Source organism: Pseudoroseomonas cervicalis, assembly GCF_030818485.1.
Classification (GTDB): domain Bacteria; phylum Pseudomonadota; class Alphaproteobacteria; order Acetobacterales; family Acetobacteraceae; genus Pseudoroseomonas; species Pseudoroseomonas cervicalis_A.
The window spans coordinates 859771-883988 of sequence record NZ_JAUTAJ010000004.1 but is presented as its reverse complement, the minus strand read 5'-3'; the positions used below and the strand labels follow the sequence as shown (position 1 = coordinate 883988).

The window sequence follows — 24218 nt, the reverse complement described above, 5'->3', positions numbered from 1 at the left end:
CTCCTGCGGAATTCGTGACATATACACACACAGAGATGTGGTATTTGTCAATTTCCCCGCAAGAGCATCCCGGGCGGGTCAGAGCGCGCCGGCCGCGCCGCCCCATTGCCGCAGCACCGCATCCTCCGGCAGCACGCCATCGAACCACAGGCTGGCGCAGACGCGGGACATGGCGGCGCCGTCATGGCCGATATGCGGCACCTTCACCAGCTGCCAGCGGCATTCCACACCACGCCGCGCGGCTTCCGCCCGGCCGGCGGCAAAGTAGTTCTGCGCGCGGGCGAAGCGGTGCGGCCCCTGGGCCAGGGCGGCCGGCTGGGCCGGCAGGCTGGGGCCGGAGGTCTCGATATCCTGCTCGCCGGCCAGGATGGTCATGGGATAGGCCAGCAGACGCAGCAGCGCCGCCTCGTCCAGCCCGATGCCACCCATCCCTTCAGGAAAGGCTTTTTCCAGCGTGGGCAGGGTGTACCAGCCGGGATTGCCCACGGTGATGGCCTGGAACGGGGCCAGATCCTGCGTCGCCGCCATGCGGTGGCCGAACTGGCCGCCGGCCGAATGGCCGAACAGGAAGGCTTTTTCCTGCCGTGTCACCCCGGCCTGGCGCAGCCAGGCAAAGACGCGGGCCGGAATGGCGTAGCCCCATTGCGCGGCGGGGCGCAGCTGGCCGGCGGAATCCAGCACATGGCCGTTATTGTACAGCTCGGCGCCGGGATATTCGGCGTCCGCGAAGGTCGGCGCCACGATCAGCAGATTGTGCCGGTCCGCGGCCGGGATCCAGAAATCGCGATACTCGTCGCCATTGCGACCCATGCCGTGCTGCACCAGGACAACGCGGCTGTCCGGCGTGCAGCCTTCCGGGCGGTAGCAATGCAGCGTCACCGGGCGGGTGGGATCGCCGGCCTCGTCGGTGAAGGGAATGGCGTGGCGGCCGGGCGTGGCAAGCGCGCGGGCCAGGGTGTCGGCAAAGGACATGGCAGGATCCTGCAGCGGGGCCCCGCCGGCACGGCATCAGCCGCCTCCGGCCGGGCAGGAAAAGACGGCCCGGCACCGCAGCGGCACCGGGCCCAGGCGGGGCAGCGGGCGGCTCAGGGCGCCGGCTTGACCTCGGTGGCCATCGTCGTCTGGTCGACGCGGCCGGCGTAGCGGAAGCCCTGGCGCGAGGCCCAGACGGCATTCTCGAAATGCACCGGGATCACCGGCATCTGCTCCAGCGCCACCTGGCTCGCCTGGCGCAGCAGCGCGTCGCGCGCGGCATCGTCCATCGTCGCCATGGCCTGCTGCGCCGGGCCGTCGAAGCGCGGCTCCGACCAGCCACCGTAATTGCTGGTACCGATGCCGCGGTCGCGGTTGGTGCTCATCAGCCAGGAGCGGAAGAACATCAGCGTCTCCGCCGCATCGGCCGACCAGCCGCCCATGGCGACGCTGAACTCCCGCTTGCCACGCCGGCCGAAGAAGACCGAGCTCGGCATGGCGTCGAGCTCCACCTTCACCCCGATGCGCTGCCAGAACTGCGCCAGCACCTGGGCCAGCCTGGCATCGTTGATGTAGCGGTTGTTGGTGGCGTGGAAGGTCAGGCTGAATCCGTCCGGATAGCCGGCCTCGCGCAGCAGGGCGCGGGCGCGGGCGGGGTCATGGGGCAGCACCGGCAGGCCGGGCACGGTGCCGGCCATGCCCTCCGGCAGGTACTGGCCGGCGGGTGTGGCGATGCCGTCCATCACCCGCTGCTGGATCGCCTGGCGGTCGATCGCCAGGGACAGCGCCTGGCGCACCCGCACATCCTGCAGCGGGTTCGCCCCCTGCCCGCCCTGCACGAAGGGGCTGGGCGCGCGCGCCACGTCGAGCTGCAGGAAGATCAGCCGGGTGGTCGGCTTGGCCGAGACATGGATGGCGGCATTCTCGCGCAGCCGCGGCAGGTCGCCGGTGGCCGGGCTCTCGATCAGGTCGTGGTCGCCGGCCAGCAGCCCGGCCAGGCGTGGCCCGGCGGCGGTCACCGGCGTCAGGCGGACGGTCTCCCAATGCGGCTTCTCGCCCCAATAGCCGTCGAAGCGGGTGAGCTCGGTGGCCGCGCTGCGGCTGTAGCTGCGCAGCCGGTAGGGGCCGGTGCCAATGGCCGCGCTGGTGTCGTTGAACTGGGCGGCGGTGGGCCAGGGGCCGGCATGGCCGCAATTGTCGCTCGCCGAGAAATCCAGCGAGGCAGCCTGGATCAGATTGCGCGGCAGAATCGCCAGATTGCTCAGATCATTCAGCAGCAGCGGCTCGGGCTCACGCGTGGTCAGGCGCAGTGTGCGCTCATCGAGCACCTCGACCTTGGCCAGGCGCCGCGCCAGGCGGGAATAGGAGGAGACCACCTCCCCCTCATTGTTCAGCGTGCGGCAATAGCTGAACAGCACGTCCGGCGCGCCGAATTCCTGGCCATTGTGGAAGCGCACGCCGGGGCGGAGATGGAAGATCCAGCTCAGGTCGCCCTGCCGCTCCCAGCGCTCCGCCAGGGCCGGCTGCACCCGGAGGTCGGCATCGATATCCACCAGCGCCTCGAAGACATGCTGGCGCAGCGTGTTGTTGGGCGTCAGCGCGTAATTGTGCGGGTCGGCCGAGGTGGTCTCGGCGGAGAGCGCGATGCGCAGCGTCTGCGCCGAGGCCGGCCCGCCCAGCAGCAGCGCCGGCAGCAGGGCCAGGGCGGGCAGGCCGCGCCGTGTCAGGAAAGCGGTCGGACGTGGCATGGCGGCATCTCCTGGCTTGCTCGGGCCAGGGAAACGCCCTTTTCGCCGCGCTGGCAACCGTCTCGCCGCAGCCGCCGAAAAATATCCATCCCCCTGTATCGCAAGGCGATTTCGGGCCGGAAGCGGTCACAGCAGATGTTCGCGCCGGAAGGAGAAATGCCGGCCATTGCCGATGATCAGATGGTCATGCACCACCACCGAGAAGACCTGCGCGGCCCGGCGGATCTCGGCCGTCATCTCGATATCGGCGGCGCTCGGTGTCGGATCGCCGCTCGGGTGGTTGTGCACCAGGATCAGCGCCGTGGCGTGCAGCTCAAGGGCCCGGCGCAGCACCTCGCGCGGATAGACCGGGGTGTGGTTGACCGTGCCGCGCGCCTGCGCCTCATCGGCGATCAGCCGGTTCTTGCTGTCGAGGAAGAGGATGCGGAACTGCTCGATCCGCTCGCGGGAGACGGCGGCATTCAGGTAATCCAGCAGCCGCTCCCAGTTGTTCAGCACCGGCTGCTCCGCCACCTCGGCGCGCGCCAGGCGCAGCGCGGCGTCCTGCACCAGCTTGAGGGCGCTGACGCTGTGCTCGCCGAGGCCCGGGGTCTCCAGCAATTCCTGCTGCGGCGCGGCGAGCACGGCGGCGAAGCTGCCGAAGCGATTGATCAGCGCCTTGGCGAGCGGCTTGGTGTCGCCGGTCTTGAAGGCGAAGAAGAGCAGCATCTCCAGCACCTCGTAATCCGCCAGGGCGCCGGGGCCGCGTTCCAGCAGCCGGTTGCGCAAGCGGCCGCGATGGCCCTGCGGCCCGGTGCCGGGAAAGGGCGAGGCCTCCGCCGCTGCCCCGCGGCGCGACGCCGGCGCGGAGGGCAGGCGCTCCTGCGGCCGTGGCGAAAGGCCACGCGGCGCGGGCGGGAAGGCCAGGCTGGACAGATCCTCGGCGAAGCCTGGCGCGGCACGGCCAACCGGTTCGGGGAGATAGGCGGGCGGGGCCGTCCTGCCCTCGTCCCGTTGGAAGAAGCGCTGCAGCCACATGCCTTGCCCTCCACGATACCGGGCAATCTTCACTCAACTTAATGGTTCATCAAGGCAAATCATCACGGATTCGTGATTTTTACCGAGCAGCCTCCGCAGCCTGCCCCTCGCGGATGTGGCGGGGGTCCCGGCAGCCGGCATGAGCGGGAGCGATGCTGGCGGAGCACGGGCCTTGGCCCGGCGGAAGCAGGCCTGCCTGGGAGGGGGATGGGCCGATCAGGTCAGGGCCTGAAACGGAAACAGGCAGGCCCGAGGGCCTGCCTGTCACAACCCGGATCGGGGCTTGTTGGTAGCGGCGAGCGGACTTGAACCGCTGACCCCGGCATTATGAGTGCCGTGCTCTAACCAGCTGAGCTACGCCGCCACAGCGTCCCGATCGGGTGGCGGCGAATTAGGCGGCCCGGCCTTCGCTGTCAATGGCCTGCGTCGCGCGCCGGATGAAACCGCCACCGAGCACGCGATCGCCATCGTAGAGCACGCAGCCCTGGCCCGGCGCGGCGATCGCCGGCTGCTCCAGCACCACCCGCAACAGGCCGGATTCGGGCTGCCAATGGGCGATGGCGGGCTGCGGCATCTCGCGCGCGCGCAGCTTCACCTGGCAGGGCAGCGGCACGGCGGGCGCGTCGATCAGCCAGTTCACCTCGCCCACCAGCACCTCGGGCGAGGCCAGGGCGCCGCGCGGCGCCACCACCACACGCTTGCGGGCAGGGTCGAGCGCGGTGACGTAGAGCGGCTCCTCCCCGTCGGCGGGAGGCCATGCCGAGGCCCCGCCCCTGCCCGACCGTGTAGCGGGCAACACCCTTGTGGGTGCCGAGGACACGGCCATCGACATGCTCGATGCTACCTTCCGCCACCGCCTCCGGCCGCAGCTTGGCAACCAGGTCGGCATATTTGCCCTGCGGGACGAAGCAGATGTCCTGGCTGTCCGGCTTCTCGGCCACCGCCAGGCCCAGGCGAACCGCCTCCGCCCGCACCTCCGCCTTGGAGGCGTAGTCGCCGAGCGGGAAGCGGCAGAATTCCAGCTGGGCGCGGGTGGTCGCGAACAGGAAATAGGACTGGTCGCGCGCCGGATCGGCGGCGCGGCGCAGCTCGGCGCCGGCCTCGCCCTCGGTGCGGCGGACATAGTGGCCGGTGGCCAGGGCGTCGGCGCCCAGGTCGCGGGCCAGTTCGACCAGATCCTGGAACTTCACCGTCTGGTTGCAGCGCACGCAGGGGATCGGCGTCTCGCCGCGGGCATAGGCCTCGGCGAAATCCTCGATCACCGCGTCGCGGAAGCGACGCTCGCGGTCCAGCACGTAATGCGGGATGCCGAGCCGGTCGGCGACATCGCGCGCGTCATGAATGTCCTGGCCGGCGCAGCAGGCGCCCTTCTTCTCGATCGCGGCGCCATGGTCGTAGAGCTGCAGCGTGGCACCGATGACCTCGTGCCCCTGCTCCTTCAGCAGCCCAGCGACAACGGAGGAATCCACCCCGCCGGACATGGCGACGACGATCCTCATGGCGCGGCGTCCAGCCCCATCTGCCAGAAATCGGCCTCCAGCCGCGCCGCTTCGGAAAAGGTGGCCGAGAGGCTGGCGAAGCGCGCCTCGCCGCCATGGCTGCGGCCCAGCGCATCCAGCCGCTCGGCCGCCGCCCGGGCCAGCGCCTGGTATTCGGCGCCGCCATAGGTGGCGATCCAGCTCTCATAGGGATTGCCGTCGCGCCTGCGGCCGCGATGCGCCTCGATCCGCTGCGCGATCTCGCCATAGCCCACGGTGCAGGGGGCCAGCGCCACCTCGAGGTCGAGAATGTCGCCGGCCATGCCGCGATCCAGCACCCAGCGCGTATAGGCCACGGTCTGCGGCGCCTCCTTCTCGGCCAGCACATCGGCTTCCGAGAGGCCCCAGTCGCGGCAATAGGAGAGATGCAGGTTCATCTCGCCCAGCAGGCTGTTCAGCGCGGCGGACTTGCCGCGCAGCGCCTCCAGGCTCTCCGCCTTGAAGGCGGCCAGCGCCTTGGCGCGGGCGAACTGGATCAGGAACAGCCAGTCCTGCACCAAATAGCGGCGGAAGGCCGGCAAGGGCAGCGTGCCCTCGGCCAGCCCCTGCACGAAGGGATGCCAGCAATACGCGTCCCACCGATCGGAGGCAGCCTCACGCAGCCGGTGCAGCAACCCGCCCGGCGCGCCATAGGGGGACGCGATCATGGCATCTCCTTCCCTCAGCTGGCGTTGCGGGTGCCCGAAGGCAGCTTCACCACAAGCCCGTCCAGCTCGTCCGACATGATGAGCTGGCAGCCCAGGCGCGAGGTCTCCTGCAGGTCGAAGGCGAGGTCGAGCATGTCCTCCTCGTCCTCGGTCGGCTCGCTGAGCTTGCCGAACCAGCTGGCGTCGACGATGACATGGCAGGTCGAGCAGGCCAGGCTGCCCTCGCAGGCGCCCTCGATATCGACACCATGCTTGTGGGCGATCTCCAGCACGGAGAGGCCGAGGGGGGCATCCACCTCGCGGCGCGTTCCGTCGCGCTCGATGAAGGTCATCTTCGGCATCGCCGTTCGTCTACTCCGCCGCGTCTCGGGTTTCGGAAAGAGCGTGGGTCCAGGCGCGCGCCAGCAGGGTGGCCGCGCGTTCCACATCGGCGGGCGACGTAAACCGCCCGATGCCAATCCGCAAGGTCGCGCGCGCCGCGGCCTCGTCCAGCCCGATGGCGCGCAGCACATAGGAGGGCTCGACCTCGGCCGAGGAACAGGCAGATCCGCTGGAGACGCAGAGTTCCGTCAGCGCCGCCAGCATGGACTGGGCCGAGACGCCGCCGGGGAAGGTCAGGTTCAGATTGCCCGGCACGCGGCGCCCGGCGCTGCCATTCAGGGTGACGCCCGGCAGTTCCGCCCCCAGCGCCGCCAGGAAACGGTCACGCTGGGCGGCGATGCGGCCCTGATCCAGTTCGCGCTCGGCCAGGGCCAGGCGCGCGGCCTCCCCCAGCCCCACCAGCAGCGGCGCCGGCAGGGTGCCGGAGCGCAGGCCGCGCTCCTGCCCGCCACCGGAGAAGAGCGGCGCCAGCCGAACCCGCGGGCGGCGGCGGACATAGAGCGCGCCCACCCCCTTGGGCCCGTAGATCTTGTGACCGGAGAGCGAGACGAGGTCGACCGGCAGGGCACGGACATCCAGCGCGATGCGCCCGGCCCCCTGGGCGGCGTCGCTGTGGAACAGAGCGCCCGCCTCCTTGGCCATGGCGGCCAGGGTGGCGAGGTCCTGCACCACGCCGATCTCGTTGTTCACCGCCATCACGGAGACCAGCAGCGTCGGCACCGTAAGCGCCTCGCGCAGCACCTCCGGGTCCAGCAGCCCGTCCGGGCCGACCGGCAGGATCACCGGCTCGAAGCCTTCGGCGGCCAGGTCGCGCACGCTTTCCAGGACGCATTTGTGCTCGGTGGCCAGGGTGATGACGCGGCGGCGTTCATCGCCCTGCTGGGCGGCGAAGCGGGCCGCGCCCTTGATGGCCAGATTGTTGGATTCGGTCGCGCCGGAGGTGAAGATGATCTCGCGCGGGTCGGCGCCGAGCAGGTTGGCGACGTGGCGGCGCGCCTCCTCCACCGCTTCCTCGGCGGCGCGGCCCAGCGCGTGCTCCACGCTGTGCGGGTTGGCGAAATTCTCTTCCCACCAGGGCCGCATGGCGGCCAGCACGCGCGGATCCAACGGCGTGGTGGCGTGGTTATCCAGGTAGATGGGGCGGTTCGCGGCGGCCATGGCGTGAATATGGTCCCCCGTGCCGCCGGACGGAAGGCGATGTTGAAGCGACCCCGTCGCCAGGGGCGGGCGGCAGCCTTGCAGAAAAGAAGGGGGTGCGGGGGAACACCGTCCCCCGCCCCTTTCCTGCTTACTTTTCAGACACTTCCCGGACCCCGCACCAATCGGCGATGAAGGCGGCGATGCAGAGGGTGGTCTTGCGCAGGCTGTCGAGGTTGGTGCGCTCGTCGAAGCCGTGATTGCCCTCGCCGGAGGGGCCGTAGCAGAGCGCCGGCATGTTGTAGTAGCGGCCGTAATAGCGGGTGTCGTTCACCGCCGTGGTGATGCGCTCCTGCATCGCCGCGCCGAAGACGCCCTGATGCGCGGCGGCCAGCACCGCCTCGGCCTCGGTCCCCGGCTCCTGCACGAAGCCATCGGCCTGGAAGCCATGCCAGGAAACCTCCGGCGGGTTGTTGGCCAGGAAGGTATCGCCGGCGCGGCTGGCCTCGATGCAGCGCTCCACTGCGGCCATGGCGTCGGCCACCTCCATGCTGGGCAGCAGGCCGATGCGGCAATCCACCTCGCACCAGGCGGGGGTGGAGCTGGCCCAGTCGCCGCCGCGGATGATGCCGGGGTTGAACTTGATCGGGTCCTGCATGCCGGCATACCAGCGATCGGATTTCGCGGCCTCGTTCAGGGCGCGGGTGTGCTGCTGCAGCGCCTGGATGATGTGCATGGCGGAGAGGATGGCGTTGGTGCCGGTCTGCGCCTGGGCCACATGCACCGGCACACCGCGCACGCGGATGCGGAACCACAGCGTGCCGGTATGGGCGCGCGTCATGGTGTGGCCGGTGGGCTCGGGGATCAGGCAGGCCTCGGCGCGGTAGCCGCGCGCCAGGGTGGCCAGCGCGCCGTTGCCGGTGCTCTCCTCCTCCGTCACCGTCTGCAGATGGACATCGGCGGCGGGTTCCAGCCCGGCCTTCCGCAGCGCCTCCATCGCCCAGATCATGCAGGCGACGCCCGCCTTCATGTCATTGGCGCCACGGCCATAGAGCCAGCCATCGCGCACCGTGGCGGCGTAGGGGGCGTGGGTCCACATCTCGGCCGGGCCTTCCGGCACCACATCGATATGGCCCTGCAGGATCAGGCTGCGGCCGGAGGGGTCCTTGGCGCGGTGCGTGGCCACGACCTGCACCGAGGCCGCCGGGTCGGCCTCGACCATCGGCGCGGCCTTGGCATGGGCGGCGAGCGGCGTCTCGGCGATGGTGAAGCGGTCCACCGCATAGCCGCGCGCGGCGAAGTGGCGCGCCAGCCAGTCCTGCAGCGGCGCCTCCTGCCCACGCAGGCTGGGGAAGCGGACGATCTCGGCGAGGAAACCGACCTCGGCATCGAAATTGGCGTCCACGGCCTGGCGCAGACGCTCCAGGAGGGCAGGATCGGGCATGGGTTCGTTCCTCGCAGCGGGCGGAGGGAGAGAAAGGCGCCGTGCTGGTCCGTTGGTCCGGACTCGTCTGCGGAGGACGCTAGCACCGCCGCAAGGGGGCGCCAGTTCCGCCCCGCCGCCCGGCGAGATCGCAATGCTGCACAGGAAAGAACGCGCCCGGCCGGGCGCGCCGCCCGGCCAAGGCATCGCCTGGCGATACGCTCAGCCGCGGCGCGCCAGGCGCTGCTGCATGGCGCGGTGCAGGGCGATGAAGCGCTCCGCCGCATCCTCCGGCGCGTTCCAGGGCAGCGAGACGCGGATGGCGTGGCCCGCCTTCTCGCCCAGGCCCATGGCCAGCAGCGCGGCGCTGGCGGCGACCTTGCCGGAGGAACAGGCGGCACCGGCCGAAACCTGGGCACCGGCGAGGTCGAGGGCGATGACCTGGGTCTCCGCCGCCACGCCGGGCAGGATCAGGCAGAGGGTGTTGGGCAGGCGCGGCGCGCCGGCGCCGGCCACCTCCAGGCCAAGCTCCGCCTCGATGCGGTCGCGCAGGGCGGCCAGGCGCGGCGCCTCGCTCTCCGGCGCCAGCGCGGCGACGGCGGCGGCGAAACCGGCGATGGCGGGCAGCGCCTCGGTGCCGCCGCGGCGGCCGCGCTCCTGCCCGCCGCCGGGCAGCAGGGCCTGCAGGTCCAGGCCCGGGCGCAGCAGCAGCGCCCCCGCACCCTTGGGCCCGCCCAGCTTGTGGGCGGAGAGCGCCAGGGAGTCGGCGCCGAGCGAAGCGAGATCGAGCGGCAGCCGACCGGCCATCTGCACAGCATCGACATGCAGCAGCGCGCCATGGGCGCGGCAGAGGGCGGCGGCCTCGGCCAGCGGGTGCAGCACGCCGGTCTCGTTGTTGGCGGCCATCAGGCAGAGCAAAGCCGGACCGCCCTCGGCCAACGCCCGCTGCAGCGCCGCCAGGTCGATGGTGCCATCCGCCAGCACGGGCAGGATCTCGATGCCCGGGGCGGCGCGCAGGATGGCCGGGTGTTCCGTCGCGCCGGCCAGGATGCGGCGCCCCTGCCCCAGCCCGTGCAGGGCCAGGGCATTGGCCTCGGTCGCGCCGGCGGTGAAGACCAGGTCGCGGGCGCGGCCGCCGAAGCGGGTGGCGATGGTGGCGCGGGCGCGCTCCAGCAGCTGGCGCGCCGCCCGCCCCTCGGCATGGACGGAGGAGGGATTGCCCAGGCAATCCAGCGCCTCCAGCACCGCCTGCCGGGCGGCGGGGCGCAGCGGCTCTGTCGCGTTGGCGTCGAGATAGAGGGTCACGGCGCCGGCGGGGTGGGGGCGATGGCCCGGCCGCAGACGCGGCCCTCCACCACATCGGCCAGCGTCATGTTCTGCAGGAAGAGGCGGATCTGCTCGCCCAGCTCGTGCCAGAGGTCATGGGTCAGGCAGCGATTGCCGGAGAGGCAACCGGGCGAGCCCTCCTCACAGCGCGTGGCGCTGATCGGCTCGTCAACCGCCTCGATGATGGTGCCGATGGCGATGGACTCGGCCGGGCGCGCCAGGCGGTAGCCGCCGCCGGGGCCGCGTGCCGAATCGACAAGCCCGGCCCGGCGCAGCCTTGCGAAAAGTTGCTCCAGATAGGCCACCGACAGCAGCTGCGCCTGGGCGATCTCCGCCAGGCTCACGGGACGCTCGCGGGCCGCCGCGCCTTGCGCATGGCAGTCATTTGCTATTTGCCGGTCTCGTTCGCGGGCCGCCAGCTCGACCAGGGCCATGACCGCATAACGGCCACGCGTTGACAGGCGCATGGCTCAGTTTTCCGGGGTCTTGACGGCCAGCCCGGAGCAGACCGGAGTGCCCGAGTCGCGGTGCAGCTCGATGATGGCCATGCCATGAATCCGTTATGAAAGAGGCGATCTGTTGCCTATATTGACCGCATCGCGGGGAGCGGAAGCCTGCCCCGGGATGACACAGGCATGAGGAGAGCCGGGTCGTCGCGGCCCTGGGCTGCGCGGTGGAAGCTATTGATCCCGACTCCGGGAGTCAACCATTCGGGCTTCCCCTGACCCTGCCATCCACCCCAGAAGGGGCATGCCTCTGCCGGTCCGGCGGATCCCTCGGGGACCGGGCCTGATGGCTTCCCAACCGGGCGCTGCCGCGCCCACCGCACTGGATGCAAGGGGACGATGCCTGAAGTGATGTTCGCCGGGCCGGATGGCCGGCTGGAGGGTCGTTACCATCACGCGAAGCAGCCCAATGCCCCTGTGGCGCTGGTCCTGCACCCGCACCCGCTGCATGGCGGGACGATGAACAACCGGGTCGTTCACGCGCTGTATACGCGCTTCCAGGATATGGGTTTCTCCACGCTCCGCTTCAATTTCCGCGGGGTGGGGCGCAGCCAGGGTCGCTATGATGGCGGCATCGGGGAGATTTCCGACGCCGCCGCGGCGCTGGACTTCCTGCAGGCGGTGAACCCCAACGCCTCCATGCTCTGGGTCGCCGGCTATTCCTTCGGCGCCTATGTCGGCATGCAGCTGCTGATGCGCCGGCCGGAGATCGGCGGCTTCGTCAGCATCGCGGCGCCCGCCAGCCATTATGATTTCGGCTTCCTGGCGCCCTGCCCCTGCTCCGGCCTGATCCTGCATGGGGCCGAGGACGAGCTGGTGCCCGAGGCCTCGGTGCGCAAGCTGGTCGACAAGCTGAACACCCAGCGCGGCATCGCCATCGACTACCGGGTGCAGGAAGGCGCCGGCCATGTCTTCACCGCGGCGCAGACCGAGAAGGTCGCCGACGCGGCGGAGGACCATGTCCGCACCATGCTGAACCGCGCCCGCATGGCCATGGCGGCGGACTGACCCGCCGGCATCTCGGCTTTCGAAAGGGCCGGGTGGCGCTGCCACCCGGCCCTTTCGCGTTCCAGGGCCCCGTCAGGCCCGCTGCAGCGTCACCATGCGCCCGCCTGTGAGCGGCGCGGCGACGCCGGTGGTGCCGGGGAAGGTCAGCGGCAGGCCATGCGCCACACGCGCCGCCAGCACGCCGAAGGCCTGCGCCTCCAGCGCATCGCCATCCCAGCCGGCGACTTCGACCGGGCGCACCGGCTCCGGCAGGGCGCCGGCCAGCGCCCGCATCACCGCCGGGTTGCGGCGGCCGCCGCCGGTGACCAGCCATTGCAGGGGCGGCTCCGGGAAATGCCGCTCGGCCGCCGCCACGGCGCAGGCACAGAAGGCGACCAGCGTCGCCGCGCCATCGGCCGGCGACAGCGCACCCGCCCCGGCATCACGCAGCGCCCGGTCGAAATCCAGCCGATCCAGCGATTTGGGCGGCGCCGCCTGCAGATAGGGATGCGCCAGCATATGGCCGAGCACCGCCCCGCAAGGCTGGCCGGCCAGCGCCAGCCTCCCATCCTTGTCGTAATCGGCGCCGATCGAACGCCGCGCCCAGTCATCCAGCGGGCCATTGGCCGGGCCGGTGTCGAAGGCCACCAGCCGGCCGTCGCGGCCGATCCAGGTGACATTGCCGACCCCGCCCAGGTTCAGGATGGCCAGCGGCTTGGGCAGGGCGTCCGCCAGCACCGCATGCACCACCGGCACCAGCGGTGCCCCCTGCCCGCCCGCCGCCACATCGGCGCTGCGGAAATCATGCGCCACCGCGACACCGGTCAGCCGCGCCAGCAGCGCCGCGTCGCCGATCTGCCAGGTCCGCCCCTCCCCCGGCTTCCCGGCCACCGGCCGGTGCAGGATGGTCTGGCCATGGAAGCCGAGCAGATCGGCCTCCAGCCCCAGCTTCAGCACCGCCTCGGCATGCCGCTCGGTCAGGCGGCGCTCGCAATCGAGCAGGAAGGGGTCATCCGCCGGCAAGGCCTCCGCCAAATCCAGCAGCTTGCGCAAATCGCGCCGCAGCGACGGATCATAGGGCAGCGTCAGGCTTGGCCCGACCCGCCCGATCCGTTCCCCGTCCGTCTCCACCCATGCGGCATCCACGCCATCCAGCGAGGTGCCGCTCATCAGCCCGATGGTTCGCAGCATGCCCCTACTGTGCTAGGGGCAGCGTCCCGGTGGAAGTGCCCCCGGCCCAGAACTGGACAGAAGCGACCATGGACGAGTTCCTGCAGGTCGCGCGCGAGCGCGGCTATATCCACCAGGTGACGGACGAGGCGGCGATGGCCGCCCGGATGAAGCAGGGCCCGCTTCCCGCCTATGTCGGCTTCGACTGCACGGCGGACAGCCTGCATGTCGGCCATCTGCTGTCGATCATGCTGCTGCGGCTGCTGCAGAAGACCGGCCACCGCCCGGTCGCGCTGCTGGGCGGCGGCACCACCCGCATCGGCGATCCCTCCTTCCGCGACGAGGCCCGGCCGCTGCTGAGCGACGAGCAGATCGAGGTCAACAAGGCCGGCATCCGCCGCACCTTCGACGCCTTCCTCGACTTCGCCCCCGGCCGCGGCGCGATGATGGTCGACAACGCGGAGTGGCTGGACAAGCTGCTCTACATCCCCTTCCTGCGCGACATCGGCCGGCATTTCAGCGTCAACCGCATGCTGACCATGGACAGCGTCAAGCTGCGCCTGGACCGGGAGCAGCCGCTCTCCTTCCTCGAATTCAACTACATGCTGCTGCAATCCTACGACTTCCTGGAGCTGCAGCGGCGGCACGGGGTGGGGCTGCAGATGGGCGGCTCCGACCAGTGGGGCAACATCATCATGGGGGTGGAGCTGAACCGGCGCTGCGACGGCGCCGAGGTCTACGGCCTGACCACGCCCCTGCTGACCACCGCCTCCGGCACCAAGATGGGCAAGACCGCCGGCGGCGCCGTCTGGCTGAACCCCGACCGCCTCGCGCCCTATGGCTACTGGCAGTTCTGGCGCAACACGGAGGATGCCGATGTTGGCCGCTTCCTGGCGCTGTTCACCGAGCTGCCGATGGAGGAGGTGCGCCGCCTCGGCGCGCTCGGCGGCTCGGAGGTGAACGAGGCCAAGAAGATCCTGGCGACCGAGGCCACCGCCCTGCTGCATGGCCGCGAGGCCGCGGAGCTGGCGGCCGAGACCGCCCGCCGCGCCTTCGAGGAGGGCCAGGCCGCCGACACCCTGCCCAGCATCGCGGCCAGCCTGCCGGCGCCGGTGATCGACCTGGCCGTGCAGGCGGGCTTCGCCGCCAGCAAGGGCGAGGCGCGCCGGCTGATCCGCCAGAACGGGCTGCGGCTGAATGACGAGGCCATCACCGACGAGGCTCTGGCGGTGACCGAGGCGGACCTGCGCGATGGCGCGGCGAAGCTCTCCGCCGGCCGCAAGCGGCATGTGCTGATCCGCGCCGCCTGACATCCCGGCGCTGGACAGGGCGTGCGGGGCGGCGATGATGCCGCCCATGCGCGCCCTGCTCCTCCTGCCCCTGCTGGCGGCCTGCGCCGCCCCCTGCCCGCCCGGCCAGCAGGAGGCCAGCGTGGCGGAGCTGCTGTTCGGCCGCTCCATCCCCGGCGGAGGCCCCGGCGGTGGCCCCGGCGGTGGCCCCGGCGGCGGAGGCACGGTGTCGGAGGCCGAGTGGCAGGGCTTCCTGGCCGACACCGTCACCCCCGCCTTCCCCGACGGGCTGACCGTGCAATCCGCCGAGGGCCAGTGGCGCGGCGCCGATGGCACGCCGCAGCGCGAGGCCGCCAACCGCCTGCTGCTGGTGCTGCCGGGGGTGGATCTTGCCGCCGCCGCGGAGCGCAGTGGCGCCCTGGCCGAGGCCTATCGCAGCCGCTTCCGGCAGGAGAGCGTGCTGCGCCTGCACCACAGCGCCTGCATCGCCTTCTGATCAGCGCCCGGCGGGGGGCGCCGGCTCCTGCCCCGCCGAGCCGCCGAACAGCCCGCGCAGGAAACCCGGGGTCAGCGCTGCCAGCGGGTTGACCGAGACGGTCGGATCCTGGGTCGGCCCGCGCATGCGCCAGGTCGCGGCGAACAGGCCACCACCGCGCTCCGGGCTGAACAGCCGCCCCAGCAGCGGGATCTGCCCCAGCAGCGAGTTCAGCACATAGGCCGGCACGATCGTGCCCTCGAGGTCCAGCATGCCGTTGCGCCGGCCGATGCTGCCCTTGGCGGTGACGCCAAGCGAGGCCGAGAAGGCCCGCGCCTCGCGCAGCACCAGCGCCTCATTGCTCAGCGAGAAGGGCGCCTCCATGCGGGAGAAGCGCAGCCCCGGCCCCTGCACCGCGTCGAACACGCCATAAACGGTCAGCGCCTGCAGCAGCTTGCCGATGCCGGCGGCCTCCTGGACGGTGAACTCCTCCATCTCCGCATTGCCGGACAGGATGGCGTTGGGCTGATTGCTGCCCCAGCGCCCGGCGACGCTGAGCCGGCCGCCCTCCACCGTCTGCAGCACATCGAAGGCGCGCAGCAGCGCGCCGGCATTGGCCGCGTTCAGCCGCAGCTCGCGCCCCGCCCCGGCGGGCGAGATGGTCAGGTCGAAGGCGCCGCCCTGGCCGGCCTGGCCGGTCACCCGCGCCTCGCGCCAGACACCACGCGCATCGGCGCTGGCGCGGCCCTGCACGGCGGCCAGCGCCCGGCCCTGCCCCAGCAGCACACGGTCGAAATGCCCCTCCAGCATCACCGGCAGGGAGTCGGAGGCCGTGGCGCCCGGCGGCGCGTCGGGCGCATCCAGGGCGGGGCCGAGATCGATCACCGGGCCGGAGCCGCGGAAACGCCAGGGCCCGCCGCGCTGGGCGGGCGGCCGCGCCTCGGCGGTGAAGCGGCCCTGGAAGATGCGGGCCTCGGACAGCTCGATCCGCTCCAGCCGGCTGGCCTCGCCAAAGGCCACCTGGCCGCGGCCGAAGAGCTGCGGCGCCTCGACCTGGAAGCTCTCGACGCTGCGCAGCGATTCATTGGCGATGCGCAGCTCCGCCCGGGCGCTGGCCGCCTGGCCGGGCGGCTTGACCCAGGCGAAGGGCGAGACGCTCATGCGGCTCTCCTGCAGATCGCCGGTCAGACTGAGCCGCGTCTCGCCGGCCCGCCGCTTCTCCATCACCGCCACCACGCCGACCGGTCCGGCGACGAAGCCGTCCAGGTCCAGGCCGAATTCGGCGATGCGGCTGGCATCCGGCCGCGCCTCGGCGCGGATGCGCTCCACCACTTGGCCGGGCGGGCCCTGGCGGAAATCCATCTCCATCTGCAGCTGGGTCGGGATGCCGGCGAGCTGGGCATTGCCGCTGGCGCGCAGCCGGCTGTTGTCGATGGTCAGATCGGCGGTGCCGCGCTCCAGCCGCTTGCCCATCACCACATCGGCCAGGCGCATCTGCGTCAGCCGCGCCTGGACGTTCACCCGCAGCACCTCGGAGGGGATGTCCTCCAGCAGCGGGAAAGCCAGGCGCAGCGTGCCCTCCATCTGCCCGCCCGGCTCCTTCAGCTCCAGCGGCCGGCGCTCGAACAGCTTCAGTCGCGGATGGCGGATCAGGTTGACCACATCGGGGATCGGGCCGCGCAGCCGCGCCTCGATCTCCGCCTGCTCCTGCCCGGCATCGAGGCTGTGGAAACGGATGGTGGCGCCGGGGCTGGACAGCGCCGTGCCGGATTGCCGCGCCTGATCGACCTGCACCGAGATCTCGGGCAGCGAGAAACGGATGGTAGCGCCCACCCCCTCCAGCGGCGCGATCGGACGCAGCCAGTACACCGTCGCGCCCTCGACCCGCAGCGTGCCATCGAGCTGCCGCACGGCCAGGCCCGAGAGATCCGCGCCGGCCTCGGCCTGCAGGGCGAAGCGGCCCTGGCGCAGCGTGCCGCCGGTGATGTTCTCGACGATCCAGTGCCGCGCGCCCGGCACCACGCCCTCCGGCCAATAGGCGCCGATCTCGGCGGCCTCCAGCCGGTCCAGCCGCAGCGTCAGCCCGGCGCGCCAGCGGCCCTCGGCCAGGCGCGCCTCGCCCTCGGCCTCGATCACCGGGGCGGGGTGCTGGGCGCCGCCCTCGCGCGCCACCGGCGGCAGTTCCAGCCGCAGCCGGCGCAGCCGCAGCGCTTCCGGCGTGCCCTCGGCCTCCAGCTGCAGATCGGCGAAGCCGGTGCGCCGCCCCTCCAGCGTCACGCCGCCCGGGCCGGCCGAGAGGCGCAGCGCCAGCTCCGGTGCCGCACCCTCGCGCCCGGCATCGAAGCGGCCCGAGAGTTCCAGCGCGGTGCTGCCATCCACCAGCGACAGCGGCGCCAGCGCCGGCAGCAGGGTGGCGATGCGCGCCGGCTCCAGCGCCGGCAGCATCAGCTTGCCCTGAAACGCCGGCCCGTCGCCGCGCGCGCTGCCCTCCAGCCGCACCGGCAGGGTGCCGCCATGGCCGGGCAGCACCAGCTCCGCCTCGCCACTGCCGCCAACCCCGCCCTCGGGCAGCCGGCGCAGCGCGATATTGGCGCGCTCCAGCTGCCAGGTCAGGTTCAGCTGCCGGTCGATGATGCTGAGCCGGCCCTGGCTGATGCTGAGCTCCCGCAGCGCGCCGAAGCGGCTGTCGCCGCCGCCGCGGCCGAGCAGGTCGCGCAGCAGCGCCCCGCCCTCATCGTCATGCGCCTCCGCGCTGTCCGGCGGCGGCTCGGCCGGCGGGCCGGCGCGGCCCATGGACAGCGTCACCTCGCCCGCCGGGCTGCGCTCCAGCACGATGGCGGGCTGCCGCACCGAGACCTGCAGCGGCGCCACCTGGCCCTGCAGCAGCCGGGCGAAGGAGAGGGTGATGCTGGCATCCGGCAGCGACTGGCGCACCGCGCCGGCGGCGTCGCGCAGCTCCACCTGTTGCAGCCGCAGCCGCAAGGGCGAGCCGGCGCCGCGCTGATAGCCCTCCCAGGCCAGGGAGATGCCGCCGATGGCCAGCCCCGGCTCCGGCGTGTAGCGCTGCACCAGCGTGGCCAGCATGGGCAGCGGCAGCGGCCCCTGCGACAGCCGCCAGACCAGCGCCCCCGCGCCCAGCATCAGCAGCAGCGACAGGCCCAGCGCCAGCCGCACCGCCCAGCCGCAGAAACGGCCGCAGACACGCAGGGCTTGACCGCCTACCCCCGGCACGCGTTCGCTCCCGCCCCATGTCTCACGCGACGATTCCGAATCGCCTGCCGCGGCCGCATGACGCGGAGGCCGCGGCCCGGCTGGCGGAGGCCTTCGCCGCCCGCGGCGCCGCCGAGCGCGCCTATGCCGCGAGCCCGGAGGGCGCCGCGCTGCTGGCCGCGCTCGGCGGCAACAGCCCCTATCTCTCCGACCTGGCGGAGCGCGAGAGCGCCATGCTGCTGCGCTTCGCCGAGCGCGGCGCGGAGGATGCCTTCGCCCTTGCCCTCGACCCGCTCAGCCGCGCCGATCCGGATGCGGCGCGCCCGGCGGTCGCGGCGCTGCTGCGCCAGGCCAAGCGGCAGACGGCGCTGATCATCGCGCTGGCCGATCTGGCCGGGCAATGGCAGCTCGACCGCGTGACCGGCGCGCTGTCCGACCTGGCCGAGGCGGCGATCGACTATGCCTGCGCGCATCTGCTGCGCGAGGCCGCGGCACGCGGAGAGCTGAAGCTGCCGCGCGGCGGCACGCGCGAGCCGCGCGGCGTCGCCCGCGGCTCGGGGCTGGTCATCCTCGGCATGGGGAAGCTGGGGGGGCGCGAGCTCAACTACTCCTCCGACATCGACCTGATGGTGCTCTACGATCCCCTTGCGGCGGCTTACCAGGCCGAGCGCGCCGGTGCCGTCTATGTCCGCATCGCGCGCGAACTGGTCAAGCTGATGGAGGAACGCACCGCCGGCGGCTATGTGTTCCGCACCGATCTGCGGCTGCGCCCCGACCCGGCGGCGACGCCGCTGGCCGTCAGCATCCCGACCGCCATCTCCTACTACGAATCGATGGGGCAGAACTGGGAGCGGGCGGCGATGATCAAGGCGCGCCCGGTCGGCGGCGACCGCGCGCTGGGCGAGCAGTTCCTGACCGAGATCCGCCCCTTCGTCTGGCGCCGGCATCTCGACTTCGCGATGATCGCCGACATCCACTCGATCAAGCGGCAGATCCATGTCGCGCATGGCGGCCGCGGCGCGCATGCCGAGGTGCGGGTGGCCGGGCACGATGTGAAGCTGGGCCGCGGCGGCATCCGCGAGATCGAGTTCACGACGCAGGTGCTGCAGCTGATCTGGGCCGGGCGCGATCCCGGGCTGCGCGACCCGACGACGCTGGGCGCGCTCGCGGCCCTGGCCGGCGCCGGTCGCCTCGAGCGCCGCGCGGCGGCGGATCTGGCCGACGCCTATGTCTTCCTGCGCGATGTCGAGCACCGGCTGCAGATGGTGGCCGACCGCCAGACCCAGCGCCTGCCGGAGGATGAGGAAGGCCTGGCGCGCATCGCCACCTTCCTGGGCTTCGACGACCAGCAGGGCTTCGCCGCCACCCTCACCCGCCACCTGAACCGGGTCGAGCAGCATTATGCGCAGATGTTCGAGCGCGAGGCGGCGGCGGAGCTCGGCGAGGAGGAGGGCCAGGCCGAGGGCAGCCTGGTCTTCACCGGCACCCAGGACGATCCGGACACGCTGGAGACGCTGCGGCGGATGGGCTTCACCAACCCCGCCCATGTCGCCGGCATGGTGCGCGGCTGGCATCACGGCCGCCCGCGCGCGACGCGCAGCGAGCGGGCGCGCGAGCTGCTGACACGGCTGATGCCGGCGCTGCTGGCCGCCTTCGGCCGGCAGCGGGAGCCGGATGCGGCGCTGGCCCGCTTCGATGCGGTGCTGTCGCAGATGCCGGGCGGCGTGCACATGTTCTCCCTGTTCCAGCGCAACCCGGCGCTGCTGCAGCGGGTGGCCGGCATTCTGGGCGCCGCGCCGGTCCTGGCCAACCACCTCGCGCACAACCCCGCCTCGCTGGAAGGGTTGCTGGCCGGCGGCGGCCATGGCGGCGCCGCCGCCGGATTGCCCGCCCTGCTGAAGGAGGCGCGGCATTTCGAGGAGGCGCTCGACGGCGCCCGCCGCCTGGTGACCGAAGGCAAATTCGAGATCGACGCCGCGGCGCTGGAGGGCAGCCTCGACGCAGACGCGGCCGGCGCGGCGCGCAGCGCCCTGGCGGATGCCGCCATCGCCGCGCTGCTGCCGCATGTGGCCGGCGAATTCGCTACGCGCTTCGGCAAGGTGAAGGGCGGCGCCCTGGCCGTGGTGGCGCTGGGCAAGCTCGGCGGGCAGGACATGCTGCCGGCCTCCGACCTCGACCTGGTGCTGATCTACGACCATCCGGAGGAGGTGCAGGAAAGCCATGGCGGGCCGCGCAGCCTGCCGGTCAGCACCTATTTCGGCCGGCTCGCGCAGCAGATGGTCGCCGCGATCACCGCACCGGGGGCGGAGGGCAAGCTCTACGAGGTCGACATGCGGCTGCGGCCGACCGGCAACAAGGGGCCGGTCGCCACCTCGCTCTCCTCCTTCATCCGCTACCATGCCGAGAGCGCCTGGACCTGGGAGCGCATGGCGCTGACCCGCGCCCGCTGCGTCGCCGGCCCGCCGGCGCTGCGCCGGCGCATCCAGGCCGCCGTGCGCGACGCCATCGTCAGCCATGCAGGCGAGCAGGCCATCGCCGATGCGCGCGCCATGCGGGCGCGCATGCTGCGCGACCTGCCGGCGGAAGGCCCCTGGGACATCAAGGCCATGCCGGGCGGCATGGTGGAGGTGGAGTTCATCGCCCAGGCGCTGCAGCTGGCCCATGCCGGCCGTCATCCGGCCATCCTGGCGCCGACCACGCGGGTGGCGCTGGCCCGGCTGGCCAAGGCGCGCATCCTGCCGGCCGAGGAGGCCGAGGCGCTGATCGCCGCCGACCGGCTGTGGCGCAGCATGCTGAGCCTGCTGCGGCTGACCGTCGGCCGCTGGCGGCACGAGGACCTGCCCGCCGCCACCGCCGCCGCCATGCTGCGCGCCACCGCGCCGCTTCTGGGCCAGGGTGCGGTTGACGGAACCGCATTGCGCGAACAGATGCGGGAACAGGCCGGGCGGGTGCGGAGCATTTTCGAACGCCGCCTCGGCCCTCTCACTGGAGGCACAGCATGAGTGTTGCGGAAGGCGCCCCGGCGCCGGATTTCAGCCTGCCGGCCAGCGGCGGCCGCCAGGTGTCGCTCGCCGCCATGAAGGGCAGGCCCTTCGTGCTGTATTTCTACCCCAAGGCCGACACCTCGGGCTGCACCAAGGAGGCCTGCGACTTCCAGGAAGCGCTGCCGGCCCTTGCCGCGACCGGGCTTGAGGTCATCGGCGTCTCGCCCGACCCGATGAAGCCGATCGAGAAATTCGCCGAGAAATACGGCCTGACCTTTCCGCTGGCCTCGGATGCCGAGAAGCAGGCGGCCGAGGCCTATGGCACCTGGGTCGAGAAGTCGATGTATGGCCGGACCTATATGGGCATGGAGCGGTCCACCTTCCTGATCGACCGGGAGGGCAAGGTGGCGCGGATCTGGCGCAAGGTGAAGGTGCCCGGCCATGCCAAGGCCGTGATGGACGCGGCCCAGGCGCTGGGCTGAAGCGCGCGGCCGGGGGTGGCTGCCACCCCCGGCGCGGCGGCGCCTAGATCAGGCGAATCGCCGCGATGCCGCCGAGGATGGCGATGGCGGCGAGGGTGGTCAGCAGCGTCAGCCGCTTCTCGACGAAGCCGCGCACCGGTGCCCCGTAGCGGCGCAGCAGCGCCGCCAACAGGAAGAAGCGCGCGCCGCGCGTGACGATGCTGGCCAGCAGGAACACCCAGGGGTCGAAGGCCGCAGCGCCGGCGGCGATGGTGACGACCTTGTAGGGGATCGGCGTCAGCCCCTTGATCAGGATGACGGCGGCGCCCCAGCGGTCGAACCAGGCGCGGAAGCTCTGCAGCGCCTCGGCATGGCCATAGGCGGCGAGCACCGGCTGCGCCACCGCCTCGAACAGGAAATAGCCCAGCGCATAGCCGGCGATGCCGCCCAGCACCGAGGCGATGGTGCAGATCGCCGCGTAGCGCCAGGCGCGCTCCGGCCGCGCCAGGCACATCGGCAGCAGCATCGCATCAGGCGGAATCGGGAAGACGCTGCTCTCGGCGAAGGAGATGGCCGCCAGCCAGCGCCCGGCATGGCGGTGCGCGGCAAGGCGCAGGATGCGCTCATACAGGGCATGCAGCATGCCCCCCCTTCCCATGCTTCCAGCGGGGGAGCAATCCCCGGCGCCATGCGGCGGGCGAGCTTGTGCCATGCCGGGGCGGACCGCATGCTGCTGCGCGAAAAGCGAAGGAAGCGCCTGCATGTCCGCCCCCATCGCCGCCCCGGAAAGGCGGCGCGTCTCGCCCATGATGATCCTGATCGTCTGCGCCGTGCTGACCGCCGCGCTGGCCATGGGGCTGCGCCAATCCTTCGGCCTGTTCCTGGCGCCGATGACCAATTTCCATGGCTGGAGCGCCAGCGGTTTCGCCTTCGCCATCGCGTTGCAGGTGCTGATCAACGGCGTGTCGCAGCCGATCTGCGGCCAGATCGCCGACCGGCTGGGCGGGCGCGTGGTGCTGATGGGCGGCGCCGCGCTTTACGCCGCCGGCACGCTCGGCATGGCGCTGGCCGATGGGCTGCCGCTCTTCACCTTCTTCGCCGGCCTGGTCATGGGAATCGCCGTCTCCGCCGCCGGCATGCCGGTCATCATGGCCAGCATGACGCGCCTCCTGCCCGAGGAGCAGCGCGGCCGCGCCACCGGCCTCGGCACCGCCGGCTCCTCCTTCGGGCAGTTCCTGGTCGTGCCGCTGGCCGGCTTCGGCATCGCCGGCTTCGGCTGGCAAGGCGCGCTCTTCGCCATGGCGGCGGCGGCGCTGCTGATGATCCCGCTCTCCCTGCCGCTGAACGACCGCCCTGCCCCGGCCCCCGCCCATGCGGCGCAGGTCGCCGCCGAGGAAGGTGCGATGCAGACGCTGAAGCGCGCCTTCGCCAGCCGCTCCTTCTGGTGCCTGTTCTTCGGCTTCTTCGTCTGCGGGCTGCATGTCAGTTTCCTCTCGGTGCACCTGCCCGGCTTCGTCGCCAGCTGCCACCTGCCGAGCTTCGTCGGCGCCGGCGCCATCAGCCTGATCGGGCTGTTCAACGTGCTGGGCTCGCTGCTCTCGGGCGAGCTGACGCAGAAATGGCGGCGGCGGGAGCTGCTGGTCGGCATCTATGCCAGCCGCGCCGTGCTGCTGCTGATCTTCTTCCTGGCGCCCAAGACCACCGGGACGGTGCTGGCCTTCTCGGCCGTGATGGGCGTGCTGTGGCTGTCCACCGTGCCGCCCACCGTCGCGCTCTGCGCGCGCAATTTCGGCACGCGCTGGCTGGCCACCGTCTTCGGCCTGGTCTTCCTCGGCCACCAGATCGGCGGCTTCACCGGCGCCTGGCTGGGCGGCGTGGTGTTCGACCGCACCGGCAGCTACGACCTGATGTGGATCATCAGCATCCTGGCGGCCGTCTTCGCCGCCCTGGTGCATCTGCCGGTGCGCGATCAGCGCGTGGTGCCGGCGGTCGCCTGAAGCACCCCCCTTGCCGGTGCGGCGGGGCGCGCAGCATGCTGCGCGCTCCAACAGGGGAAACATCCATGCTGATCGACCACCGCACCTATGTCTGCAAGCCCGGCACGCTGAAGAAGCATCTGGCCCTCTATGAGGCCCATGGCTGGAAGGCGCAGACCCGCCATCTCGGCCAGCCCGTCGCCTATCTCACCACCGAGACCGGCGACGTGAATTCCTACGTCCATATCTGGGCCTACAAGGACGCCGCCGACCGCGCCGCGAAGCGCGCCGCCATGCAGGCGGATCCGGAGTGGATCGCCTTCCTCGAACGCAGCGCGGAGGCCGGCTACCTGGTCAGCCAGGAGACCAAGCTGATGGTGCCGGCGAGCTTCGCGCCGAAGCCGATGACGGCGGAAGGCTGAAAAAGAAAAGGGCGGGGGAAGGAATTCCCCCGCGCCCCCATCCTTCTTCTGTCCGGGCCGGGCGCCGCTGTCGCCCGGCGGATCACTCCGGGTCGCCGGTGTCCGCGACCAGCCCCGCGGCCTCGATGCCGGCCACGGCGCAGACCTCGTCCTTGTCGGATGCGTCGCCGGAGATGCCGACGGCACCCAGGATCGTGCCCTGCGCGTCACGCACCAGCACGCCGCCCGGCACCGGCACGGCGCGGCCGCCGCACAGATCCGAGAAGGCGTTCATGAAGCCCTGCATCTTCGCCGCGCGGCGCGCCAGCTCGCGCCCCCCGAAGCCCAGCGCCATGGCGCCGAAAGCCTTGCCCATGGCGATCTCGGGGCGCAGCAGGCTGGCGCCATCCTCGCGCAGCACCACCTTCTGCTGCGCTGCCTGGTCCAGCACCACCACAGTCAGCGGGGCAAGGCCAAGCTCGCGCCCCTTGGCCAGGGCCACCTCGGCGATCTTGCTGGCGACGGCGAGCGTCAGGCCCGGCGCGAAGCCGGTGGGCGGGTTGGGCATGG

The 24218-nt window shown here is 71.9% G+C and carries 20 protein-coding genes, 1 tRNA gene and 1 pseudogene; 7 read left to right on the top strand and 15 right to left on the bottom strand.

The window, feature by feature from the left end; translation table 11 throughout:
- Positions 1-78: 78 nt before the first annotated feature.
- The 11 genes and pseudogenes from QE401_RS07985 to QE401_RS07935 form a co-directional block, all read right to left on the bottom strand.
- Positions 79-972 carry an alpha/beta hydrolase family protein gene (locus tag QE401_RS07985; protein WP_307137698.1) on the bottom strand — a complete coding sequence of 298 codons (894 nt, stop codon included), beginning with the start codon at positions 970-972 and terminating at the stop codon, positions 79-81.
- A gap of 113 nt (positions 973-1085) precedes the next feature.
- The gene (locus QE401_RS07980) at positions 1086-2720 is read right to left on the bottom strand and encodes an ABC transporter substrate-binding protein (protein ID WP_307137697.1); all 1635 of its coding nucleotides are present in this window, start codon (positions 2718-2720) and stop codon (positions 1086-1088) included.
- Positions 2721-2846: 126 nt separating this feature from the next.
- Entirely contained in the window at positions 2847-3737 is an 891-nt protein-coding gene (gene radC, locus QE401_RS07975; protein WP_307137696.1) for a RadC family protein, read from the bottom strand.
- A 287-nt stretch (positions 3738-4024) separates the two neighbouring features.
- Positions 4025-4101, bottom strand: a tRNA-Met gene (locus QE401_RS07970).
- 27 nt (positions 4102-4128) lie between these two features.
- A pseudogene (gene mnmA / locus QE401_RS07965) lies at positions 4129-5236 on the bottom strand (tRNA 2-thiouridine(34) synthase MnmA).
- Positions 5233-5922, bottom strand: a complete 690-nt coding sequence (locus QE401_RS07960; protein WP_307137695.1) for a TenA family protein — start codon at positions 5920-5922, stop codon at positions 5233-5235. The pseudogene mnmA and the gene QE401_RS07960 overlap by 4 nt, the downstream one beginning before the upstream one ends.
- A 14-nt stretch (positions 5923-5936) precedes the next feature.
- Positions 5937-6263, bottom strand: coding sequence for a ferredoxin family 2Fe-2S iron-sulfur cluster binding protein (locus QE401_RS07955; RefSeq protein ID WP_307137694.1), 327 nt, complete (start codon positions 6261-6263; stop codon positions 5937-5939).
- 10 nt (positions 6264-6273) lie between these two features.
- Positions 6274-7461: a cysteine desulfurase family protein gene (locus QE401_RS07950; RefSeq protein WP_307137693.1), complete on the bottom strand. Its 1188-nt coding sequence runs from the start codon at positions 7459-7461 to the stop codon at positions 6274-6276.
- Positions 7462-7591: 130 nt separating this feature from the next.
- Positions 7592-8884: an ArgE/DapE family deacylase gene (locus tag QE401_RS07945; RefSeq protein ID WP_307137692.1), complete on the bottom strand. Its 1293-nt coding sequence runs from the start codon at positions 8882-8884 to the stop codon at positions 7592-7594.
- Between the two features lie 201 nt (positions 8885-9085).
- Positions 9086-10168 carry a cysteine desulfurase family protein gene (locus QE401_RS07940; RefSeq protein ID WP_307137691.1) on the bottom strand — a complete coding sequence of 361 codons (1083 nt, stop codon included), beginning with the start codon at positions 10166-10168 and terminating at the stop codon, positions 9086-9088.
- Complete coding sequence (locus tag QE401_RS07935; RefSeq protein ID WP_475638099.1) at positions 10165-10623, bottom strand: Rrf2 family transcriptional regulator; 459 nt, start codon at positions 10621-10623, stop codon at positions 10165-10167. Before QE401_RS07935 ends, QE401_RS07940 begins: the two co-directional genes overlap by 4 nt.
- 411 nt (positions 10624-11034) lie before the next feature.
- Here QE401_RS07935 and QE401_RS07930 point away from each other — a divergent pair, with 411 nt between their 5' ends.
- Positions 11035-11703, top strand: a complete 669-nt coding sequence (locus QE401_RS07930) for an alpha/beta hydrolase (RefSeq protein WP_007002329.1) — start codon at positions 11035-11037, stop codon at positions 11701-11703.
- Positions 11704-11775: 72 nt separating this feature from the next.
- On the opposite strand, the gene QE401_RS07925 is transcribed toward QE401_RS07930, so the two are convergent.
- On the bottom strand, positions 11776-12870 hold the full coding sequence (locus QE401_RS07925; RefSeq protein ID WP_307140203.1) for an anhydro-N-acetylmuramic acid kinase: 1095 nt from the start codon (positions 12868-12870) through the stop codon (positions 11776-11778).
- A 71-nt stretch (positions 12871-12941) separates the two neighbouring features.
- On the opposite strand from QE401_RS07925, the gene tyrS reads away from it, so the two are divergent.
- Together tyrS and QE401_RS07915 are read left to right on the top strand one after the other, a co-directional pair.
- A complete protein-coding gene (gene tyrS, locus QE401_RS07920) occupies positions 12942-14162 on the top strand; it encodes a tyrosine--tRNA ligase (protein ID WP_307137689.1) in 1221 nt (406 codons plus the stop codon).
- A gap of 46 nt (positions 14163-14208) precedes the next feature.
- A complete protein-coding gene (locus tag QE401_RS07915; protein ID WP_307137688.1) occupies positions 14209-14637 on the top strand; it encodes a DUF3574 domain-containing protein in 429 nt (142 codons plus the stop codon).
- Here QE401_RS07915 and QE401_RS07910 read toward each other — a convergent pair whose 3' ends face one another.
- Entirely contained in the window at positions 14638-17790 is a 3153-nt protein-coding gene (locus QE401_RS07910; protein ID WP_307137687.1) for a YhdP family protein, read from the bottom strand.
- A 74-nt stretch (positions 17791-17864) separates the two neighbouring features.
- On the opposite strand from QE401_RS07910, the gene QE401_RS07905 reads away from it, so the two are divergent.
- Both QE401_RS07905 and bcp read left to right on the top strand, forming a co-directional pair.
- Positions 17865-20828, top strand: a complete 2964-nt coding sequence (locus QE401_RS07905) for a bifunctional [glutamine synthetase] adenylyltransferase/[glutamine synthetase]-adenylyl-L-tyrosine phosphorylase (protein WP_307137686.1) — start codon at positions 17865-17867, stop codon at positions 20826-20828.
- The gene (bcp, locus tag QE401_RS07900) at positions 20825-21292 is read left to right on the top strand and encodes a thioredoxin-dependent thiol peroxidase (protein ID WP_307137685.1); all 468 of its coding nucleotides are present in this window, start codon (positions 20825-20827) and stop codon (positions 21290-21292) included. The genes QE401_RS07905 and bcp overlap by 4 nt, the downstream gene beginning before the upstream one ends.
- 43 nt (positions 21293-21335) lie before the next feature.
- Here bcp and QE401_RS07895 read toward each other — a convergent pair whose 3' ends face one another.
- Positions 21336-21914 (bottom strand): YqaA family protein, encoded by a 579-nt coding sequence (locus tag QE401_RS07895; protein WP_307137684.1) that lies wholly within the window; start codon positions 21912-21914, stop codon positions 21336-21338.
- 118 nt (positions 21915-22032) lie between these two features.
- On the opposite strand from QE401_RS07895, the gene QE401_RS07890 reads away from it, so the two are divergent.
- Both QE401_RS07890 and QE401_RS07885 read left to right on the top strand, forming a co-directional pair.
- Positions 22033-23268: an MFS transporter gene (locus QE401_RS07890; protein WP_307137683.1), complete on the top strand. Its 1236-nt coding sequence runs from the start codon at positions 22033-22035 to the stop codon at positions 23266-23268.
- A gap of 65 nt (positions 23269-23333) precedes the next feature.
- On the top strand, positions 23334-23669 hold the full coding sequence (locus QE401_RS07885) for an NIPSNAP family protein (protein ID WP_307137682.1): 336 nt from the start codon (positions 23334-23336) through the stop codon (positions 23667-23669).
- 82 nt (positions 23670-23751) lie between these two features.
- Here QE401_RS07885 and QE401_RS07880 read toward each other — a convergent pair whose 3' ends face one another.
- Positions 23752-24216 (bottom strand): GlcG/HbpS family heme-binding protein, encoded by a 465-nt coding sequence (locus QE401_RS07880; RefSeq protein ID WP_307137681.1) that lies wholly within the window; start codon positions 24214-24216, stop codon positions 23752-23754.
- Between the last annotated feature and the right edge of the window lie 2 nt (positions 24217-24218).

Excerpts from the sequence above, each read along its gene's own strand:
- QE401_RS07945 (WP_307137692.1), bottom strand. The coding sequence starts at position 8,884 with ATGCCCGATCCTGCCCTCCTGGAGCGTCTGCGCCAGGCCGTGGACGCC.
- QE401_RS07935 (WP_475638099.1), bottom strand. The coding sequence starts at position 10,623 with ATGGCCCTGGTCGAGCTGGCGGCCCGCGAACGAGACCGGCAAATAGCA.
- QE401_RS07880 (WP_307137681.1), bottom strand. The coding sequence starts at position 24,216 with ATGCCCAACCCGCCCACCGGCTTCGCGCCGGGCCTGACGCTCGCCGTC.
- bcp (WP_307137685.1), top strand. The coding sequence starts at position 20,825 with ATGAGTGTTGCGGAAGGCGCCCCGGCGCCGGATTTCAGCCTGCCGGCC.
- QE401_RS07980 (WP_307137697.1), bottom strand. The coding sequence starts at position 2,720 with ATGCCACGTCCGACCGCTTTCCTGACACGGCGCGGCCTGCCCGCCCTG.
- radC (WP_307137696.1), bottom strand. The coding sequence starts at position 3,737 with ATGTGGCTGCAGCGCTTCTTCCAACGGGACGAGGGCAGGACGGCCCCG.
- QE401_RS07905 (WP_307137686.1), top strand. The coding sequence starts at position 17,865 with ATGTCTCACGCGACGATTCCGAATCGCCTGCCGCGGCCGCATGACGCG.
- QE401_RS07895 (WP_307137684.1), bottom strand. The coding sequence starts at position 21,914 with ATGCTGCATGCCCTGTATGAGCGCATCCTGCGCCTTGCCGCGCACCGC.
- QE401_RS07930 (WP_007002329.1), top strand. The coding sequence starts at position 11,035 with ATGCCTGAAGTGATGTTCGCCGGGCCGGATGGCCGGCTGGAGGGTCGT.
- QE401_RS07915 (WP_307137688.1), top strand. The coding sequence starts at position 14,209 with ATGCGCGCCCTGCTCCTCCTGCCCCTGCTGGCGGCCTGCGCCGCCCCC.
- QE401_RS07985 (WP_307137698.1), bottom strand. The coding sequence starts at position 972 with ATGTCCTTTGCCGACACCCTGGCCCGCGCGCTTGCCACGCCCGGCCGC.
- tyrS (WP_307137689.1), top strand. The coding sequence starts at position 12,942 with ATGGACGAGTTCCTGCAGGTCGCGCGCGAGCGCGGCTATATCCACCAG.
- QE401_RS07950 (WP_307137693.1), bottom strand. The coding sequence starts at position 7,461 with ATGGCCGCCGCGAACCGCCCCATCTACCTGGATAACCACGCCACCACG.
- QE401_RS07960 (WP_307137695.1), bottom strand. The coding sequence starts at position 5,922 with ATGATCGCGTCCCCCTATGGCGCGCCGGGCGGGTTGCTGCACCGGCTG.
- QE401_RS07890 (WP_307137683.1), top strand. The coding sequence starts at position 22,033 with ATGTCCGCCCCCATCGCCGCCCCGGAAAGGCGGCGCGTCTCGCCCATG.
- QE401_RS07885 (WP_307137682.1), top strand. The coding sequence starts at position 23,334 with ATGCTGATCGACCACCGCACCTATGTCTGCAAGCCCGGCACGCTGAAG.
- QE401_RS07955 (WP_307137694.1), bottom strand. The coding sequence starts at position 6,263 with ATGCCGAAGATGACCTTCATCGAGCGCGACGGAACGCGCCGCGAGGTG.